The sequence below is a fragment of the Granulicoccus phenolivorans DSM 17626 = NBRC 107789 = JCM 15570 genome (assembly GCF_000423085.1).
Classification (GTDB): Bacteria; Actinomycetota; Actinomycetes; order Propionibacteriales; family Propionibacteriaceae; genus Granulicoccus; species Granulicoccus phenolivorans.
This window is the reverse complement of record NZ_AUHH01000062.1, coordinates 1-18893: the sequence shown is the minus strand read 5'-3', so window position 1 is coordinate 18893 and position 18893 is coordinate 1. Positions and strand designations below refer to the sequence as shown.

Sequence of the window (18893 nt, the reverse complement as noted above, 5' to 3'; positions counted from 1 at the left end):
GACGCGTCGTCGGCTTCCCCGACGCCAGTTCCTTCGGCATAACTCCATCCTCGTTTCCAAGGTCAGGAGCCTCCAACAATCTCAGGGCGCTTCAAAGCGCCTGCGTTCCCCGTCCACAGTGAACTCTGCGGCTACCGGGACACGTTGGGCGAGGAAGTGGGCCGCGACAGCGTCGCCGCTCTGGGGACCTTCGTTGAACACCACATGTGAAATGCCTTGCCCGCGCGTGGCCAGAAATTCCTGGAAGGGGCTTTCCCCGGTGAGGGGCTGGACGAGTTCGAAGGTCACGGTTCGGAACGGGAACTGGGTGCCTCCCTCCTTACCCCCGATCAGATCCTCCCGTAGGGTGGTCGTCCCGGTTGCTGCACGGTACGAGGCGCCGGTCGTCCTTCGACCATGACTGACAGCGTCGGTGATCCGGTCGCCCGCAACCGTGGTCACCTCCCAGTCGTCAACACCGAAGATTTCCCCGATCTTGGTCATCGTGGCGTCCAGGTCCCGTACGGTCACTCCCACACTGTGCAGGGTGTGTTCGTTCAGCATTCTTTGAATCCTTTCTTGGATGCTTGAGATAGGTGCTTTCAGGAGCCCCAGGAAATCGTTTCTGACCAGTCAGAATTCGCTTCCGGAAGCCAACGGTCGTACATGAAGCGAAACCCTTGGTGCCGATAGAACTCGAGCGAGTTGCTCCCCAGCGTGCGAGGGCCGGGCGCGGGCGGTTCCTGGGTCTCGCCGCGAGCAGCGGCCGCCTCGGCCACTTTGATGCGCAGATTCCAATGCGCGTCGTAGATCGACTGATCCGACCACACCTCTGTGAGGCACATATGGTGCGGGTCTTCCAAGCTCTGGTTCCAGGAGTACCAATCGCACCCATGCTCCCGGCGGGTATTCGTCTCGTCGCGGGTGTGTGCCGGGATCGCAGCCTCCGGCATCGGCGTGGACATCAGGATCACGATGTGCACTGGTCCGCGGGCCGGCCACGTCACCAGGGTCTCCTGCGGCAGTTCGGTATCCACCCACCCGCGCTCCCTCCGGAAGGTGCGCTGATGGTAGATCGCACTGGGGAGGCCGGAGGTCGACAATTGATCGGCTATGATGTCGCGCTTTTCGTTTCGTACCCTGTTGATCCAATCGCGACTGAAGGCAATTTCGTCCTCCCACAGTTCCACCACCGTGACCCGACCGTTCGACGTAATTCCCCGGAATGCTTCGCTTTCGAGGCATCCCTTCGCGGTGCGTACTTGTTGCACTGCCTCGACCACGTCTGTGTCGGTCACGTCCTCGAGGTGGTGTACTACGCGGATTCGACTCATGCTGTACTCTTCCTTTCATGTATTCGAATGCCCCGATGCTAAGGGCCATCTGCCTCGGGCGAATCGGGCTATTCCATTCGATGGAATCGGATTCAGGGGATGTTGCACAGGTCAAGGTGGGGGTCCCGGAGCGCTCGGGGGTCCACGATGGATTGCTTCTCGATCAGGACCTTGCCGGCTCGGACTTCACGCGGCAGACCGATGCCGCTGACCGCATGAATCCGGTCCCCGCAGACCCGGAACGCAAGGAATTGGTGCGGCTGCGATCCCTCCCGGAAGACGACGGAGTCCCCGGAGATGGCCCGCCCGTAGCTCTGGTACGTCAGTTCGTATTGATCGGACCACACATAGGGAACCGGGGCCTGCTTCGTGGCGATGCCCAACATCGCATGGGCCACGGCATGCCCCTGGTGTCGGGCGCTGTCCCAGTGGTCGATGCTCCGATTGGTGACACCATGAGGATCAGAGCACGTGGCGAGATCACCGGCTGCCCACAGCCACGGGACCGAGGACTGGCCGGCCGCGCTGACCAGCACTCCACCGCGGCAGGCCGCGCCGACCCCTATCGCGAGTGAGGTGTTGGGCTCGGCACCGATACCGACCACGACGGTGCTGGCGGGCAGGATCCGGCCGCTGGCGAGCCGAGCTTCCGCGACCTCTCGCTCACCACGAAATTCGGTAACTCGATCGCCGGTGAAGAAACGTACGCCATGATCCCGGTGCAGGTCGGCCACCAACCGCGCCACCTCCGGGCCTGCTGACCGCATGAATGGCAAGAGCTCCGACTCGACCAGCGTCACGTCGATTCCGAGGCCGCGCGCGACGGCAGCGACCTCCAAGCCGACGAAACCTCCCCCTGCGACGACCAGGGGGCCGCCGGTGGACAACCGGGAAGCTATCCGTTCTGCATCGTCCGCATTCCGCAGATACAGGATATTGCCCAACCGAGCTCCAGGTACCTGAAGGCGCCGTGCACTCGCTCCCGTGGCAAGGAGGACGCTGTCGTACTGCTGTGCCGACCAGTCCTCCAGTGTCACCGTGCGGCCACGAATGCCCACCACACGCTGGCCAAGTTGGAGGTCGATCCCGCTGTCCGAATAGGTGTGGGGGGCAACGATGGGATGGATCCCTCCATGGCCTCCACTCAGCGTCTTCGTCAGCGCGGGTCGTTCATACGGTTCTCGCACGTCATCGCCGTACAGGGACAGGTGTCCGTCGAAACCGGCGCGTCTGAGCGCGAACGCCGCGGCGACGCCGGCTGCGCTCGCTCCGATGATGGCGATCCGTTTGAGCTCCGGCATTTCCACCCGTCCCTTCTGTCGCGTTCTGCGCGTCAGCCTGCGGTCCATCCCCGGCCACGGGGGCCGTGAACTTCCACTGAGCGGAACCTGATTTGGGTTCCGACTGGGCCATTGACAGGGGAGCCGGTCGTCTCTACAGTCAACTAAACGCGTATTTAGTTGAAGCTCATTCGGTCAACGCCGACTAGATGGGGAGGGCTCTGTGTCCCACGCGATTGTCCAAACACAACCGGAGGCCGAGTGGCCTCCACTCGATCTCGCCAGTGCCTTTGACGATGCCCGCCGAGTGGGTGTCGCCGCGCGAACCATTCGGTTGCTGGACGCCTTCGTCGAGCCGCCCGCGGTCTTGGGTCTGACTCAACTGGCCGAACGCTCGGGTCTACCGAAGTCAACGGCTCATCGACTCCTGATCACGCTGGTGGAGGAGGGCTACGTCCGGCGCGTCGGCGGGCAGTACGCGCTGACGAACCGCCTGTTCGCCGTCGGCAACAGCGTGGCTGTGTGTCGACCCAACGGGCTGCGCGACATGGCGCAACCGCACATGCTGGACCTCTTCGCGTCGACGCGTGAGACGGTGCATCTGGCTGTCCTTGACGGGGCTGAGGTCCTCTACTTGGAAAAGCTTTTCGGCCACAGCACGGCACGGATCGGAACCACGGTCGGCAGCCGCCGCCCAGCCCTCACCACGGCCTTGGGAAAGGCGATCTGGGCCTTCACCGAACACGATTCACATCCCCCCGAGGGCAGTGAGGGGCAACGGCGAGTCGGCCGGGGCGGGATGCCCTCGCTGCACGAAGAGCTCCATGAAGCCAGGGGCCGTGGGTATGCGACGGACGTCCGGGGCAAAAGCGCTCCTCTGCGCTGCGTAGCAGCACCCGTGCTCGATGTCCGGGGGCGCGCCATCGCAGCGGTGTCGGTCAGTGCATTGGGTCGGCCCAATCTGGTGCGTGACTTCGCCGCGGCGGTCTGTCGCACAGCGACGTTGATCTCCAGGCTTGTGCAGCCAGCGACGGGCCCGATGCAGCGCACCACGGGGAGAAGCTGAGGTGTACCGGGTCGTTGGGACCTCCGGGCTGAGGGTGTCCACGCTTGGCCTGGGCACGGCGACATTCGGTGTCGCCCCCCGAGAGTCCGAGGCCGGCGCCTTGGTCGACAAGGCACTCTCTGCGGGCATCAACTACATCGAAACAGCAAATACCTATGGGAACCAAGCGCGGTTCGACCGAACCGGGCTGCCGGGCTGGCGCGAACGCAGGTCAGCCGAAGAAATCGTGGGGGATGCTATCCGCGGCCGACGGGACGAGGTTGTCCTGGCGACGAAAGTTTCCGAAGCGATCGGAGACGGGCCCAATGACGGCGGAGCGGTGGGTGGGGGTCTCAGCCGCTATCACATCATGAGCCAGATTGAGCGCAGCCTGGATCGTTTGGGGGTCGATCACGTGGACATCTACTATGCCCACCATCCAGACCCGGCCACTGCAGTCGAGGAGACGGTGCAGGCTATGGCTGATCTTGTCCGGCAGGGCATGACCCGCTACTACGCGCTGTCGACCTACAACGGGTGGCAGCTGGCGGAGGTGGTCGCTGCCGCGGATCGCCTGGGAGTTCCGCGGCCCATCTGCCACCAGACGCGCTACAGCCTGGCCAAGCGCTGGATCGAGGCCGAGGTACTTCCCGCGACAAGACACTTTCACCTGTCGGTTGCAGCTTTCAGCCCGTTGGGTGGTGGACTCCTGGCACCCTCGCCGGCTGACGCCGCTGCTCCGCTGGGCGACGCGCGCTGGGGAGGACCGAGTTTCTCGGACGAGGAAATTGCGACGCAGATCCGATTCAACGAGTTGGCGGCGGAGTGGGGGATCCCATCCACCCACGTTGCCTTGGCCTGGGTGCTCGCCCAGCCGGGTGTGGTTACCGCGATCGTGGGCCCGGAGAGCTGTGAACAGCTGACTCAGCTGTTGCCGGCAGCCGAGATCACCCTCACCCAGGAGCAGCTGACTGCCCTGAACGAAGTTTGTCCCGGCCCCAAGGGCCTGTGGAATCAGTGACACCAACGAACAGTAGATGTGAAGGAGTGGACTATGGCTAGGATCCGCGTGTGCGAGGCCCGGGAGCTGGAAGAAGGAGAGGCCGTCCGGGTCGAGGGGGACCCACCCATCGCGGTGTTCAACGTCGACGGCGATTTTCTGGCTACCGCCGACACCTGCAGCCATGATGAGTCGTCCCTGGCTGACGGCTATGTCGACGGCGACCAGGTTGAGTGCGCGTGGCACTTCGCCAAATTCTGCCTGCGCACCGGCCGGGTGCTCAGTCCGCCAGCCAACCAGGATATTGCTGTGTACCGCGTCGAGATCGACGACGGTGTGCTGTATGTGAATACCGAAGCGATGTCCCCGACGGTTGACGTTTAGGGAGCCGGCCAGCGGGTGTGCGATGCTGGCTGATATGGCGGAACCTGGATCGGATCGTATGCGGATGGCCGGGCAGGCCGGCCACCCGCGCAAACGTGACGCTGCGCGGACAAAGCGTCAGATTCTGACGGCCGCTGGCCGCAGATTCGCGCGGCAGGGGTACTCCCACACGACCTTGCAGCAGATTGCCATCGATGCAGGGATCACCGCAGCGATGATCAATCACCACTTCGGCTCCAAGCTGGAGCTCCTGAATGCCGTCGGCCGGGAAGAGTGGGGGCTCGACACGGATCCACTCGACCGCGCGGAACGAACGGTCACGTATTGGAACGATCCGAATCTCTCGTCGCCGGCCCTGGCTATGGTGCGCTCGCTGGACCAACCCGCCGCTCTCCAAACCTTTCGATCCGAGCTCGAACGGCGTATCACCTCGCGATGGAGGAAAGAACTCAAGGGTCCGCATGTCGAGGAGCGGCTGAGGCTGATCCTCGGTGTGGCCATGGGCTACGGGCTCTTCACCACCGGCAGATTGGTGGACGCCGATGCGGAGCCCCTCGACAAAGCGCAGATGCACATCATGATCAACTACTTGGAGCGAATTTTCAAGGTTCTCACTGACGAGCCAGTCGACGACCTCTGCTGACCAACCTGGGGCGGGCGCCCTCGTGGCCGGCACAGACGCGGGGGCCCCTGTTATCGCCGGATCGCGGCAGGCTTCCATTCGCGCCCACGCTATCGGCCGAAACGTGAGGGAGACGGGGATCCACGCATCTCCACCGGAGAACCTCGGGCGCAAAGGCCTCACACGGACGCGGCTGCGCGGCGCTGAGCGCGCCACCACGGGTGGCATCGACCTGACCCATTGACTGGCCTTCGAATGTCAGGCCACAGACTCGATCAAAGTTTGATCACCGGGCTCTCGCCACATGACGGAAGACCTGGTGTCGCCCCCGACCGATCGATCCTTCGGCCGCCATCGACTTCCGCTGGGTGGAATGTGAACGCTCGCGCAACCGCCGCTTTCGCCGACTGTATTCCTACCCCTGCAAACGCCGGGATTCCAGATCGGAGGAAGTCGAATGTCGATGAGAGTCGAAAAACGTGCATGGTGGATGGTGGCCTGGCTTTCGGTGGCCGGCATGGTGTCAGTCAATTCCCTGGTACTCACCCCCTTCAGTGTGCTGCTCAAGCCGATCGGCGCAGAGTTCGGATGGAGTCGAACGCAGACGTCGAGCTTGGTCAGCATCATGGCTCTGTTATCCGCCTTGATCCTGCCGGGTGTCGGAAAGCTGCTGGATGTCTATGGGACGCGTAGGATCGTGGTTCCCGCAGCGGCCCTGGTCTCGGGAATTCTTGTCGTCATGGCGTTTCTCCCGAACATCTACGTCCTGTGGTTGGCTGTACTGGCCGTCATGGGCTTGGCCGTGGCTTCTTTGAGCGGAATGCCCGTGGGCCGCCTCGGTGCCCGATGGGTCGACGCCAAACGAGGTCTGGCAACAGGCATCATCGGGACCGGCGGTGCGATCGGCATCGCCATCAGCCCCCTGCTCGTCGGAGCGATCACGGCCAGTGCGGGATGGCGGACAGCGTTCATCGCTCTCGCAATCGCAACGCTGGTGATCCACCTTCTCCCCATGGCATTCATTGTGCGGGATCCGACCCCGGCCGAGGACCGGGCGCTGGGTCACCACGCCCATGGCCAAACGAACGAGTTGCCCGGACTTTCCATCAAAGAGTGCCTTCGCACCCGACACCTGTGGGTCATGCTGGTTTCCACGGCGATCATAGGCTGCGCGGTACCCGGGGCGCTCATCCATTTGGTGGCGATGTTGACTGACAAGGGGATCGAACCAGCGAAAGCTATCGCCGCGGTCTCGTTCATGGCGATCGCAACAGTGGCCGGACGACTCGTCGGCGGCTACCTGCTCGACAGAGTCTATGCCCCCTTGGTCGCTTTCGTTACCTTCCTCCTCCCGGTCGTTGGATTCGTCATGCTTGCGGTGGGACCCGGTGCATTCCCGTTGGTGGGCGCGATGTTTCTTGGATTCGCGATGGGGTGCGAGTCCGACATCCTCGGCTACCTCTCGTCTCGCTACCTCGGCATGAAGTCCTTTGGCACCGTCTACGGCGCTCTGATCGGCATGTTGGCAATCGGCTACTCGGTGGGACCGATGGTCTACGGTGCCATCTTTGACACCACTGGTAACTACAACCTGGCGTTCCTGATCTTCGGTGGCGCCCTGGTCATCGTCAGCCTGAGCATGATCACCCTGGGGAAGTACCGCTATGTACCTTCGATCGCCGTGCCCGGGGCCTCCGAACCAGCTCCGGAAGACGAACCCAAGACCCAAGCTCTGTTGCCCTGACCGAGGATCGAACCCAACAGTCTCGCTACTATGCCGAGGTTGTCGTCCTACCATCTTGATCTGCGGTAGCTGTCATCAACTCCGCGAACGCTCAGCTGGGATGTCCTGGCTGGGCGTTCTGCGCGCGTCGATATGCCTCCGTCTCCATCGAGCTTGTATCAGGGCTCGTTGTCTACGCGGTGCCGCGCGGTGCCGCGCGGTGCCGGTCGGGCGGGAAGATCCCCACGTGCCAGGCACGAACGGGTCAGGCCTGCGGTTTGCCAGCGTTGTGTTGAAAACACCGAAAACAGCCACCACGGCCCTGCCAATTTCCGCTTCTTTCCTGCGATAATGGGTGCAAACACGCGGAAGGCCCGGTGAGGTCGCTCGCGTGGGTCCAGCTTCGGCTCCCGGGCGCAGGTCGGGTGCGGGGACGGGAACAGCGTGCGGCGGTGGAGCCGAGACGCTGGACCACGATCGACGGACATGCTCGCAACGCACCACCAGGGATCCGACCGAGGGGACGACACGATGATCAACCGAACCGCTCGCGCGACGCGGGCCGGGGTGGCCGCTGCGGCAGCGGCGGTGCTGCTGGGAAGCACGCTCACCGGCTGTGCCGGGGCCTCGGAGGACGGCACGTATGTGCTGCGGCGAGATCCCGACCTAAGCACAGTCACGATCAAGGCTGCGAAGGTGCACTATACGGAAGTCCATTGCACTAGCAGTGGTGGCGGGTCCTTCGGAGACACGACGGGAGAACTCAATAGGGAGCGAACCACGATTGTGTGGACGGGGGATGGAAGGTACGACGGAAGCTCGCCGGTGACCTTCACGGAGAACAGCCTGTCTTTCGAAGGTCACACCTTCCTCCGCGAAGACTCCGACGCGGGCAAGGCGGAGACCCAAGCGTGGCGGCATGACTGCTGAGGCCGATCCTGCTGCCAGTAGCCGATGAAGAACCCCGTGGACCTGAGTTCACGGGGTTCTTGTCTGTGCGATCAGCCGGCCGGGTGGCCAGACTACGTGCGCCCGGCCTCCGGCACCGACGATCCTCCCTTCGGTTTCGGGGTCGGTTGGCGGGTCGCCTGCTCCTGTGGTGCGGAGATGGTGTGGTCCGGGGGCGCGGTGACCGTGTCGGCCTGGGACGACCGCTCCACCCCGGTCGGGGGGACGGCGTGCGCTCGACCAGGACGCTGGGACTCTGCCCGCTGCACGCTGACGGCCGGCACAGTGACCGCCACCGTGCGGGCCGGCTCCGAACGCGAAGTTTGCTTTCGCGCTCCAGGCGTCCGGCCGGCTGCCGGAGCGGGGCGGCCGTTCGGGGCGGGCGCGGGTCGCGTCGCTCCCGAGGGCAGGGGGCCCCGAGGTCGAGTCCGCGAGGGAGTCCGGTCACCCACCACCGGTGTGCTGGGTCCTGTCGAGGACACGGGGGCTGAGCCGGAAGCCGCCGGGGTCTTCGTCGGTGCCACTCGTTCGGTCCGCGAGGCCCTGGCCGAAGGCTCGCCCCGCACCGGCAACCGCTTCCAGCCGCGACCTCGGGGCGCCGTCGTCCCCGGGGTTTCGGGCGCGGTAGTGGACGCGGCCGACGCGGTCTCGGAGGCGCGCGAGCGTGGGGCCCAGGTGTCGCGCACGGAACCGGACGTCCCCGCCAGCGTACGGCTGCCGCGACCGAGGGGTCGACTCACATCGGCAATCGTCGTCGCCTCGGGATCGTCGCGGCCCCCGTCGTCCGGGGGCGAGGCCATCGTGTGCCCACCGGAGCCACCCGCGTTCCCGGCTGCATCACGCGGTGGGGTGTACCGGACGTCAGTCGGGCCACCGTTGGCGAGCACCTGTCCGGCCAGTGTCCTGTCCGCCCTATCGCGCACCAGCGCAGCGTCCAGACCCGTCGAGCTGTCGTCCGCATTTGTCGGCTCGGCGGTACCGCGAGGGCTTCCGGACCCGGGGTCCTGGAACGGACCATCCGGTGCCGGTCCATCTCCCGACGCCGACGGGTCAGTGCCTGTATTGGGGGGTGCGCCCGATCCGGAGGTGTTGAGGGCCTTGCGGTGTTCGCCGCCGGCGATCGAATTCTTTGGGTTGGTGGACCCATTCGTTCCTCCGAAATTCGTGCTCCCACCCATCTTTCCCCGGGTCGGCCACGTGCGCCCAATGCCACCGCCACCATGGCCGTCCAGGCCGGAGGTCAGCTTGTTACCCAGTGCCATGCCGGCACTCGACCCGGCTCCCGCGGCGAGGGCCGGGAGCATGCCGCCCTTGTCAGCGTTGGGTGGGGTGCTGGTCTCCAGGAACTTGTCGACCAACTTGGTACAGATCTCGTCCATCGCCATGAGGACCACCTTGCGTGCCCGGAGCAGCGCGATCGTGACACCCAGAATCAGCAGCGACGAGAGCAAAGTGCCCAGGACCAGTACCAGGCCACCCAGCACCGGGCTGCCCAGCAGGCTGTCCGGATGCATCACGCTCGACACCGGGCCCGCGACGATGCCGGGGATGGAGATCAGAAAATCCGAGACGAACTGGTACAGAAACAGCGTCACGATCACCTCGAGAATCAGCGCGATCGAGTAGACGATCACCTTGCTGATCGCCGCCATCGCACCCAACGTGGCGAACGGGATCGCCGCGATCAGGCTCATGGTCCGCTTGACCGACCCGACCAACATGCCGAGCGCATACCAGAATCCCAGCAACGCGATCGACCCCAACAGAATCATCGAGTTCAGCCAGTACGTGAACTTGGCGGGCCCGGTCCCGACCTGGGAGACCGCCATATGGCTCTCCCGGGTGAAGCCCGAGGTCACGTTCGTGGAACTGAACAGCGTCATCGAGTCCGACCCGAAACTCGTGTTCAGGTAGTTGTAGGTCGCCAGAGGCGAGAGATTGCAGGCTTCGGGTGCATTGTTGGCCCAGACGTCCTTGCCGCAGCCGGCCTTCGGACCGGCGGTGCTGAAGGTGGTCTGGTCTCCGCCCGGCGCCGAGGAGGCCAGACCGCCGCTGACCCAGAACATCGGGTGGTTGGTGGGCTCGTAGCTGCCCTTCTCTCCGAAACCTCGAACCTCACCGTAACCCCCGACCTTGACGAACCATTTCTTCTTCTCGTCTGTATCCAAATCGAGCTTGGTGAGCGATTCTTTGATACCGGATTCAAAATCACTTGCTGCCACGACATTGTTGGAGATGTACTTGCTGAGGATCCCGAAGGTCGCGAAGACGGCGCGGGCGTCACTGTCTGCCTGAGCATCGTCTGCGGCGTTGGCGCGTGCCATCCCGTCCTGCCAGGTGGCGGGCCGCGTGACCCTCGTGATCTTGAGGGCATCGAACGTACTCCCGTGGGACTGCTTGTTGATCGCCAGCGCCGTCGTCCGCACCGCCATCTGCGCCTGGGCGCTGGACTGATCGCCGCTCCAGCCGATCACCGCTTCGTCGGGGATCCCGAGGCGGTCCTGCATCACCCAGGCCTCGAAATCGACGTAGGTCGAGAGCACAACGCGGGTCGACCCGGCGTGCTGGCCCACCACCGAGTCGTCGAACTTGGCCAGTACCCCGGTGTACATCGAACCGAGCAGGGGCAGGCCGACCCCGATAAAGACCATGCGCACGATCAGCTTCTTGATCGCCGAGCCCCGGTCCATCCGGCGATACAACAACAGCCCGACGGCAAGCGAGGCGATGAACAGCGGGACCAAGGTCTGCCAGGCGAGACCGTTGATCACCTGGTACCAGTCGCCGATCCAGGCGGCCATGCCGGCCAGTGGTCCGTTGACCGCGGTCATGTCGCCGCCATGGACCATGCCGTCGGCGAAGGTCGGGTTCACCGCCCGCACGCCCTGGTAGAACCACAGGAACGGGTTGAGCAACTGGAAGAGCTGGATGACGACCCAGAAGGCCATCCCGACCGCGAGGGCCAGGGCGTAGCTCAGCCAGATCATCGAACCCCCGATGGCGTTGAGAATCTCGCCGCCGATCCCGGAGGTCATCGAATCCAGCCCGAGGTCCCGGTTGGCCGCCCCGAAGTGGGCATAGTCGAGCATGCCGGCGTAGAGATCATCGCCACCGGCGTCGTTGGTCGCCGTTAACGTCGAGTAGGCCACGGTCTGGGACGAGCCCGACGCCGCTGAAAACAGCCAGCCGACCACATCCGACGGCGAGAACTCCGGGTCCGCGTAACCGAGGAAGCCGCCGCCGGTGGCGGGGCTCCGGGTTACCTCGTGCCACTCGTCGGTCATCCGATCCTTGGCCGCCTTGCCCACCTGAGGGGAATTTTCCCGGGAGAAGTACATCGCGGCATTGGACGCCAACTTATACATGGAATAGTCATCGACGTCCTGGGCATGGGCGGGCGGTGCCAGAGACGCCAGCAGCGGGATCAGCAGGGCGACGAGCAGGCCGAGCGTCATCCCGCGTCGTAGCCAGGGTCGACGGACCGCGCCGGTCGGAATGGTCCAGGGTGGGCGCCAGGCCCGCATGGTCGGGGTCATTGCGTTCTCGTTTCTGGTTCGGGGGCTCAGCCGGGACGGCTGAGCTCGCGGTGACGGACATGCTCGGCGGCCCGCGTGCGGACCCGGGGCGACTTTTCGGGGCGGCGACTGGTCAAGTGGGCGCCGGCGATCGGCTTGCGGCCGGTCATCACCGCCGCCACGCGAGATGCGTCCTCCGCCCGGGTCGTTTCGCGACGGGCTCGGCGACGCTCGGCCTCGCGGGCCGGGTTGACCCCGAGCGCCAAATCGGTGTGAAAAACCACGTTCGAGACGCCGCGGCGCAAGTAGGTGAGGTTGGCGTCCCGGGTCGTGATGAGACGCTCCAGGTCGGGCGGGATCCGCTGGTGCAGCTGCTTCTGGTACTCCGCCACCGTGCGCTCGCGCAGCGGGCCGAGCAGCGTGAAGTCCGCGGCGTCGAAGAGATTGAATTCGCTGTCGGCGAGCATCCGGTCGACGTCGTTGTAGCCATAGACGACCCGTCCGCCGCGCTCGTGCAGGCGCTCGAACTGGGTGCGCAGGTAGGGCTTGACCCGGTCGTCGACGTGCTCGGTGCCATGGATGATCACCGAATCGCCGGGGCCGAGCCGGCCGACCGCGAAGCCCACGATGTTGACCAGCTGCGCCATCGCCACCCCGGAGCCGGTCGTGCCTCCGCCCCGCCGCTGCAGCCGGGAGAAGTCATAGATAACGCGCCGGGCGTCGCGGACGGTGTCGATCGTCCCCGCGGTGTGGTTGTTGAACAGGTCGCCGTTGGTGGACAGCATCGCGGCGGCGATGCCGCGCAGCACGTTGAGAGCCCGGATCTGGTCGGGGTCGGACTTTGCCGCGTTGACCTCGGTCCGGTAGGCGGTCTCCAGGTAGGAGACGAACAGCTGCAGGCGGGGGACCTGCTCGTGGGGGATCCCGACCACGCGCAGCCGGTGCCGGTGCTCCTGGGCGTTGTGCTGCCACATGCCCTGCTCGACATAGAAATCGGTCGCGACGCCCTCCAGCGCGGAGCGGATGATCGAGGAGACGGCGCCGTCGCTCGACTCGTAGAGCTGCTCGAACATGAGCTTGAGCTTCTCCACCTGCGTGGCGAAGACCGAGAGCTCCTCGGCCGGCTCGCCGAACATCTCGAACAGGTTCACATCGCCGCTGTTGAGGTCCACCCGCGCGGTCAGGCCCGAGAAGGTGGGACCCAACCGGTCCAGATCCGCCCCGTCCAGGATCAGGTGAACCACCCGCCCGTTGTTGAGCAGACACGCCTGCGCCAGCTTCGAGCACCACATGGCGCTCACCCGTTGGCGGTCCAGGTGGCTGCTGAGCGTGGCGTCGGCGATGACCACGTGGTGGTCGTAGCGGTTGGCGTCCAGCAGGACCGCGGAGGTGTTGACGTCGCCGACACAGAAGCCGACGTATTCGCCGGCCGGGTCGTTGAGGCCGTTCGTCACCAGTGAGTAGGAGCCGGCGAACTCGGTCGAGGTGAAGTGGAAGCCCTTGCCGCGCTTCGTGGCGTTGGGTCGGAAAAGCGCGGTCAGCTCCTGGCGCTGCTCGCCGGCATACGGGGCTACCTTGAGAGTGCCGAACCGGTCGATGTAGAGCCGGGTTACCCGGTCGACGCTGTCCTCGAGGATCTCCAGAGTCGGCGCCTTGAGCAGCAGTCGGTTGTGGACCGACAGATAGCTGGCCCCGTCCTGCAACTCGCCGATCGTGGACTCCAGGTCGCCGGAGATCTTGGCCGCCTTGCGCCGGGTCGAGGTGGTCCCCGCCTCGTCGGCTTCGCTGGCATCCAACCGGTCCAGCTTCTCGGCCTGCCTGGTGTAGGAGTCCACCCACTTGTCGTCCCGGCGGTGCACCTGCTCCAGCACGATGGCGGTGACCGATTCGTCCAGCCCGTCCGGGATCCGGTCGAGGCCCCAGAACGCGCCGAAGCCGTCCCGGGCGGCGTCGTCGTGGACGTAGGCGAGGATGCACGCCACGGATCCGTCGACCGCGTAGTAGTCCGAGCGAAAAGCCAGACCTTCGCGCGGCTTGATCGCCAGCAGGTGGGGATACGCCTCCAGCGTCGCGGCGAGCTGTCGGGCTTGTCGGCGGCGCTGCCGCCAGGAATGCCATGCCATGAGCCGGGTCGCGGGGGGCCGGGGCTCCGGATCGGGCGCGGCCGTCTTTCCACCGGGTTCGTCTGCCTCCCTGTCCCGGGCCGCGGGCTGTGCGCGGGGCGTGCTCAGCAGGGTCATCGGTCCTCCGGGCAGTGCAACGTGTCCGAGTGCGGAGAGCGCGCGTGGTCGACACCCTGATAGAGGCTGGCCAGCATGGCCAGGGTCTCCTCCCGGCCGAGAGCGGTGGCCTCCTTGAGCATCAGGGCCGAGCCCTCGACCTCGGCGTGGAGCAGCTGCTCGGCCCGGCGCAGGGCGTCGGCGCTCGTGCCGCGCAGCACCAGGTACTGGTGGATCGAGGCGCGGCCCGCCTGCTGGCCGAGGATCGCGTACTGCTCGCGCTGCAGGGCGGCCAGATCGGGATCGCGCGCTGTCAGAGCTCGCTTCCGCTGCTCCGCGGCCGCGAGCTGATGGTGGACTCGCTGCGGCTCCTTGGTGGTGACGGTGATCCACTCGCAGCTGGTCTCAAGTTTGCGCCAAAAGGCATCGACGCGATCGAGGATCGCCTGCCGGTCGGCCTCGAACAGGAGGTAGCTGGCGGTCCCGACCACTAAGTAGGCCTGCCCCTGTGCTCCGTCGGTGTAGTGGATGCGGCCGGCCGGGTCGATGCGGTTGATGCCGATGATCGTGTATAGGTCCCCTGGTCGGGAGTTGCGCCGGGTCAGCACCCGGCGGCTCGATGGAGGGAGATAGGCCAGGAGTGCGGGGACGGTCATCAGTCGCAACTCTTTGGTCCTGGTCATCCCGCCGAGGTATACGACGGTGGACAGGCTCCAGATGACCCATAAGGCGATCCAGAGCGGTCCGGCATCGGAGATGAAGCTTGAGGTTGCCGACCACAGGGTCAAGAGCACGCCACCCGCGACGACCAGGAGCTGCTTGATCGGTGCCGGACGGATCGACCAGCCACCGCCAGACAGCACGATTTCGTGATCCAGGAAGGATCGGTTGAGCGGCGCCGGGATCCGGTACCCCGCCTTGGCCATGGTATCTCCTCGGGCTGGTCTACAGGATGTATCGGTCCGCGCCAAGCATTCAGATCACAGATCGATACATCTATAGCCTACAGTAATGCGCGTATAGAATCGCGTATCTACTGGAATGGCCGTCGAGCTCGTCGCTGGGCATCCGCCGTACTCCGCCAGGGTTAGATGGCCGTCGGTAGATCCGTCAGCTGGTGGCGATCGGACTGCCGTTGTCGCCGATGGCGGCCGGACCTGCGGCGCCACTGTTCAATGCGCCGCCGGTGTACACGCTGAACACTCAGACCGGGCAAACCAACAATCTGCACAACATGCTGTCGACCGGCGAATTTTCCCTGTTCGGCATCATCGCGGCGGTGATCGCGATCGCGATCGCGATTGCCTACCCCTTTGTGATGACCAACGCACACCGGGCCGCCCGCTGGGTGGTGAAGACGGTATCCCACGAGGCGATCATCGCCGGATTCGCGGCGCTCATCTGTGTCATTGTCTCTACGAGGGCGGACTGCTGGCTCTGTGCGTGACGCTGACGGTCGGCCTGGTCGGCTGCCTGTTCAACAAGATGATCGGTATGCACTCCGGGGTGCAGTTCATGGGGTACTACGTGGCCGTGCTTTCGGTCCCGGCACTCCTCGCACTCGGCGGCTGATCGGCGGAGTACCTGAATGATCCCCGGCAGATGCGTTCTGCCGGGGATCACTCGTTGGTCAGCCGATCTGCTGCGGGTCCCCCATCCGCCGCCACGTTGAGACTCCCGGCCCCGCTGGTTGGGGGCCGCACTCCCCAGCGATGCGTATCCGAGGCCAGCGCGTTGTTGAGACTCCCGGCCCTGCAGGTTGCAGGGCCGCACCGGTTCGGCACGCTCCGGGTCACTCCGTACGCCGGCGCGATGTGCGGACGGCGGGTTTCGGCCATGACACCATCATGGGTGCGGCCACTGACAAAAAGGATGAGCTCAGCGCAGCGGTGTGACCAACGTCTTGAGCGGTGCCGCCCGATCGGCGGCCCGGACCGGATCGATCGTCGCTGCTGACGCGAGGGCTCGCTTGACGGTCAGGTGATCGCGGGGGTGGTTGACCGAATCGGCGGCGATCAGGGTTCCGGACCGGTAGTAGAGGACCGTGCAACGGTCGGCGTCGGTGCGGTGCGGCTTTGCGCTTACGAGACCCAGTGGAACCCTTTAGGGACCATAATCGCGCTATGTCCGGTGACTCGGGGGGATCAACGATTGGTATCTGGACCACGAAGGCCGACACGACTCCGTCGGCGATGATGAACAACCTTCGCGCGGGCCAGACGCGTGGCTGGACGGAGACGAACGGCGATCACAGGAGCGGGAGGATCGCCGCTCAGCGGGGCGCCGTCTGACTGACGATGACTCGGACTTGGACTTGGACGAGCTTCTTCAGTACGGTTCGAACCGACGGAGGGGTCACTCTGCCGAAGCGAATCCTCCACCCGCAACGGCCCCGAGGACCAGGCATTCCACGGCCCGGGAGACTCCCACGGCACGGGAGCCGAGCAACGATGCTGAAACGCATCAACGTCGGCGGGACACGCGCGCTCTGCGTCGCGCCATTCGAAAACTGAGTGAAGATCCTGACGCGAAGGTGACTCGGAACAATATCCTCGTTCTCCTCCGGGCCGGCGGTCGGAATGTCACGATCGCGGAGCTCGAGCGTGCCAGACAGCAGACCAACTCCACTCGCGAGGAAAGCCTGCTTCTGAAGGCCCTGGACGCCGCAAGGGCCGAAGCCCAGGCCAAGGCCGAGCCGGACGCCAAAGCCGTCGGCAAGACCAGTGCGGAGCAGAAGGACACGGCGCGCCCGCGAGGTATCACAAGGGAACCAACCGACGCTCAACTGGAGGAGGCGCCAATAGAGCGAGCGCGGGTCATTGCGGAGATGAAACGGATCCGGGCTGGCTCCCCGGACCTGCCCGCGACCGAGATCGTACGCATCCTACGGACCAAAGGGATCCCCCTCAGTATTGATGAAGTCGTCTCTTTCCAGGTGCTGCTGGCGCCCTTCCGGCGACCTGCGCCCCCTGTACGCGAGATTCGTGCGGAGTTGCCCCCCGATCCCAAGCCGCAATCCAGTCCCAACCAGAAATCCGATCCCAAGCAGCAATCCGATCCCAAGTCGCAATCCAAGCCCAAGAGGCAACCCAAGCCCAGGCAGCAACTCAAGCCCAGGCAGCAATCCAGTCCCAAGCGGAAATCCAACCGCAAGCGGAAATCACGCGAGTTTGCCGAGGATGTCTGCAGCGCATGCGGCGTCCTCGTGTCGCTGAACGGACACTGCGGCTGCTCCTGAGGCGCGATGGCGCCCGGGTCTTCCTCGGCTGAGCCCCCGGACCGCATGCCCGGTGACGGAACGTGAGACTCCCCGCCCGACCGGAGCGTGCCTCCAGGTGATCAGACGGGCGCGACCCGGGATTGCCGTTCCGGGCGGCAGCTTCGTGCACGGGGCGCGGGATGCGTCAGTCGCGGTGACGGGTCTTCAAGCTGGCCTCGCGTGCGCGCCGGTTACGGGTCGCGAAAGCATCCCGGAAGAGTTCGACGTAACCCCGGATTTCTTCGAGGGCGTAGTGGTCGCGGCGCCAGCTGGCGTACACGACGAATTCGACGGGGCCGTCGGGGCCGACCAGGGGAAAGGATCGCACGCCGAACTCGGGGAAGTTCGACGGGATGGCCACGCCGAGGCCCTGCCGGGCGGAGGCCGGGCTTGCCTTGGGGATCTCGGTTTCGAGGACGTCGCGGTATTTCACCCCGCTGCGCGTGAGGTCGGCGTTCATCCGTTCGCGGACGCGTCTCGCGCCACGGACATTTTGGGGAATTCGCTGGAGATATTGCTCGCAGAGAGACAGGGTTCTAGAGTTTTCTATACCCACTAACTCAACCCCGGAGGCCGCCGTGAGCGGAGAAGAGAATGCTTTGGGAAATCGAGTATCAGCCGGTTTGCGCCGGGCGGCCACGGTGAGGCGAGTAGACGCACTATTTCAGGCAATGTCGACGGATTTTCTTCTGCGGGAACAGTTCATCACCAGCCCGGTCGAGGTACTCTCCGAATACGTGTACGGGAAGCGCCTCGCGCCGGACGCGGCGGCCGCTGCAAACAGACTCGTTTACGCAACCGTGGCAAATCCGGAACTGCGGAGTTGGTTGCACAGCTACGTTGCTGACAGCGAAGGCGCGGTCCCATCGGGGGAGGAGTTCACCACCAAGTTCGCCGACGCCATCGTCACGACCGGCGGCCGAGACGCCGTCATGGCGCTCGTGGCCGCATCGGGCTCGAAGGAGGAAGTCAGCTTCGATGCGGATCTGCTCCACTACTTCTTCAATGTCGGAGCAGTACGCCGAATCATCGACGACGGCACCGAGACCGGTACCGGAACCGCGACAGGCACGGGAACGGAGACGGGGACGGGAACGGAGACCGGCACAGGAACCGGTACGGGAACAGAGACCGGGACCGGTACGGGGACGGGTACGGGAACAGAGGCCGGGACCGGCACGGGAACCGAAACCGGGACCGGTACGGGGACGGGAACGGGAACAGAGACCGGGACCGGTACGGGAACCGAAACCGGGACCGGCACGGGGACGGGAACGGAGACCGGCACGGGGACCGGCACGGGCACGGGGACCGATCCCGGCACCGGGACCGGCACGGGCACGGGGACCGATCCCGGCACCGGGACCGGCACGGGCACGGGGACCGATCCCGGCACGGGAACAGGGACCGGCGGTGGCACCTTGACCGCCATAACCTGGAGCACATTCATCACCGGCACCACCGGTACGGGTACCAATGTCACCGATCCTTTTACCCGCAGCCCGTTCACCCACACGGGACCAGGGACGGCCTACCTCGGGACTGCGGATCGCTTCGGCCAGTTCGGTCCGGACTACTTGATGGT

Annotated in this window: 18 protein-coding genes; 10 read left to right on the top strand and 8 right to left on the bottom strand. The window is 65.2% G+C overall.

What is annotated here, in order from left to right:
- Positions 1–81 precede the first annotated feature (81 nt).
- From G531_RS0116815 to G531_RS23560, 3 genes are all read right to left on the bottom strand, one after another.
- Positions 82–543: a VOC family protein gene (locus G531_RS0116815; protein WP_026928114.1), complete on the bottom strand. Its 462-nt coding sequence runs from the start codon at positions 541–543 to the stop codon at positions 82–84.
- A gap of 38 nt (positions 544–581) precedes the next feature.
- Entirely contained in the window at positions 582–1313 is a 732-nt protein-coding gene (locus tag G531_RS0116810) for an antibiotic biosynthesis monooxygenase (RefSeq protein ID WP_026928113.1), read from the bottom strand.
- A gap of 92 nt (positions 1314–1405) precedes the next feature.
- On the bottom strand, positions 1406–2614 hold the full coding sequence (locus G531_RS23560; RefSeq protein WP_035759535.1) for an NAD(P)/FAD-dependent oxidoreductase: 1209 nt from the start codon (positions 2612–2614) through the stop codon (positions 1406–1408).
- Positions 2615–2816: 202 nt separating this feature from the next.
- Between G531_RS23560 and G531_RS23555 the strand changes: the two genes are divergently transcribed.
- The 6 genes from G531_RS23555 to G531_RS0116775 all read left to right on the top strand — a co-directional run bounded on the left by G531_RS23555 (position 2817) and on the right by G531_RS0116775 (position 8297).
- Positions 2817–3659, top strand: a complete 843-nt coding sequence (locus G531_RS23555) for an IclR family transcriptional regulator (RefSeq protein WP_081684216.1) — start codon at positions 2817–2819, stop codon at positions 3657–3659.
- Between the two features lies 1 nt (position 3660).
- Positions 3661–4659: an aldo/keto reductase gene (locus G531_RS0116795; RefSeq protein WP_026928112.1), complete on the top strand. Its 999-nt coding sequence runs from the start codon at positions 3661–3663 to the stop codon at positions 4657–4659.
- Between the two features lie 33 nt (positions 4660–4692).
- Positions 4693–5022 (top strand): bifunctional 3-phenylpropionate/cinnamic acid dioxygenase ferredoxin subunit, encoded by a 330-nt coding sequence (locus G531_RS0116790; RefSeq protein WP_026928111.1) that lies wholly within the window; start codon positions 4693–4695, stop codon positions 5020–5022.
- A gap of 64 nt (positions 5023–5086) precedes the next feature.
- A complete protein-coding gene (locus tag G531_RS24890) occupies positions 5087–5665 on the top strand; it encodes a TetR/AcrR family transcriptional regulator (protein WP_162143189.1) in 579 nt (192 codons plus the stop codon).
- 436 nt (positions 5666–6101) lie between these two features.
- A complete protein-coding gene (locus G531_RS0116780; protein ID WP_026928110.1) occupies positions 6102–7388 on the top strand; it encodes an MFS transporter in 1287 nt (428 codons plus the stop codon).
- Between the two features lie 510 nt (positions 7389–7898).
- Complete coding sequence (locus tag G531_RS0116775) at positions 7899–8297, top strand: hypothetical protein (protein WP_145978808.1); 399 nt, start codon at positions 7899–7901, stop codon at positions 8295–8297.
- A 92-nt stretch (positions 8298–8389) separates the two neighbouring features.
- Here the strand turns inward: G531_RS0116775 and G531_RS0116770 are convergent, their stop codons facing one another.
- From G531_RS0116770 to G531_RS23540, 3 genes are all read right to left on the bottom strand, one after another.
- Positions 8390–11851: a hypothetical protein gene (locus G531_RS0116770; protein WP_145978809.1), complete on the bottom strand. Its 3462-nt coding sequence runs from the start codon at positions 11849–11851 to the stop codon at positions 8390–8392.
- Positions 11852–11877: 26 nt separating this feature from the next.
- Complete coding sequence (locus G531_RS23545; protein ID WP_211221895.1) at positions 11878–13953, bottom strand: hypothetical protein; 2076 nt, start codon at positions 13951–13953, stop codon at positions 11878–11880.
- A 113-nt stretch (positions 13954–14066) separates the two neighbouring features.
- On the bottom strand, positions 14067–14975 hold the full coding sequence (locus G531_RS23540) for a hypothetical protein (RefSeq protein ID WP_051215646.1): 909 nt from the start codon (positions 14973–14975) through the stop codon (positions 14067–14069).
- Between the two features lie 191 nt (positions 14976–15166).
- Between G531_RS23540 and G531_RS26210 the strand changes: the two genes are divergently transcribed.
- Together G531_RS26210 and G531_RS26950 are read left to right on the top strand one after the other, a co-directional pair.
- A complete protein-coding gene (locus G531_RS26210) occupies positions 15167–15496 on the top strand; it encodes a hypothetical protein (protein ID WP_026928107.1) in 330 nt (109 codons plus the stop codon).
- Entirely contained in the window at positions 15493–15621 is a 129-nt protein-coding gene (locus tag G531_RS26950) for a hypothetical protein (protein WP_281177538.1), read from the top strand. The genes G531_RS26210 and G531_RS26950 overlap by 4 nt, the downstream gene beginning before the upstream one ends.
- Positions 15622–15927: 306 nt before the next feature.
- On the opposite strand, the gene G531_RS27120 is transcribed toward G531_RS26950, so the two are convergent.
- Positions 15928–16143 carry an oxidoreductase C-terminal domain-containing protein gene (locus G531_RS27120; protein ID WP_081684217.1) on the bottom strand — a complete coding sequence of 72 codons (216 nt, stop codon included), beginning with the start codon at positions 16141–16143 and terminating at the stop codon, positions 15928–15930.
- Positions 16144–16582: 439 nt separating this feature from the next.
- Here G531_RS27120 and G531_RS25855 point away from each other — a divergent pair, with 439 nt between their 5' ends.
- The gene (locus tag G531_RS25855; protein ID WP_026928106.1) at positions 16583–17287 is read left to right on the top strand and encodes a hypothetical protein; all 705 of its coding nucleotides are present in this window, start codon (positions 16583–16585) and stop codon (positions 17285–17287) included.
- Between the two features lie 166 nt (positions 17288–17453).
- Here G531_RS25855 and G531_RS0116730 read toward each other — a convergent pair whose 3' ends face one another.
- A complete protein-coding gene (locus G531_RS0116730) occupies positions 17454–17768 on the bottom strand; it encodes a type 2 periplasmic-binding domain-containing protein (RefSeq protein ID WP_026928105.1) in 315 nt (104 codons plus the stop codon).
- A 211-nt stretch (positions 17769–17979) separates the two neighbouring features.
- On the opposite strand from G531_RS0116730, the gene G531_RS26535 reads away from it, so the two are divergent.
- Positions 17980–18893: hypothetical protein (locus tag G531_RS26535; RefSeq protein ID WP_211221894.1), on the top strand; the 914-nt coding region annotated here is incomplete at its 3' end.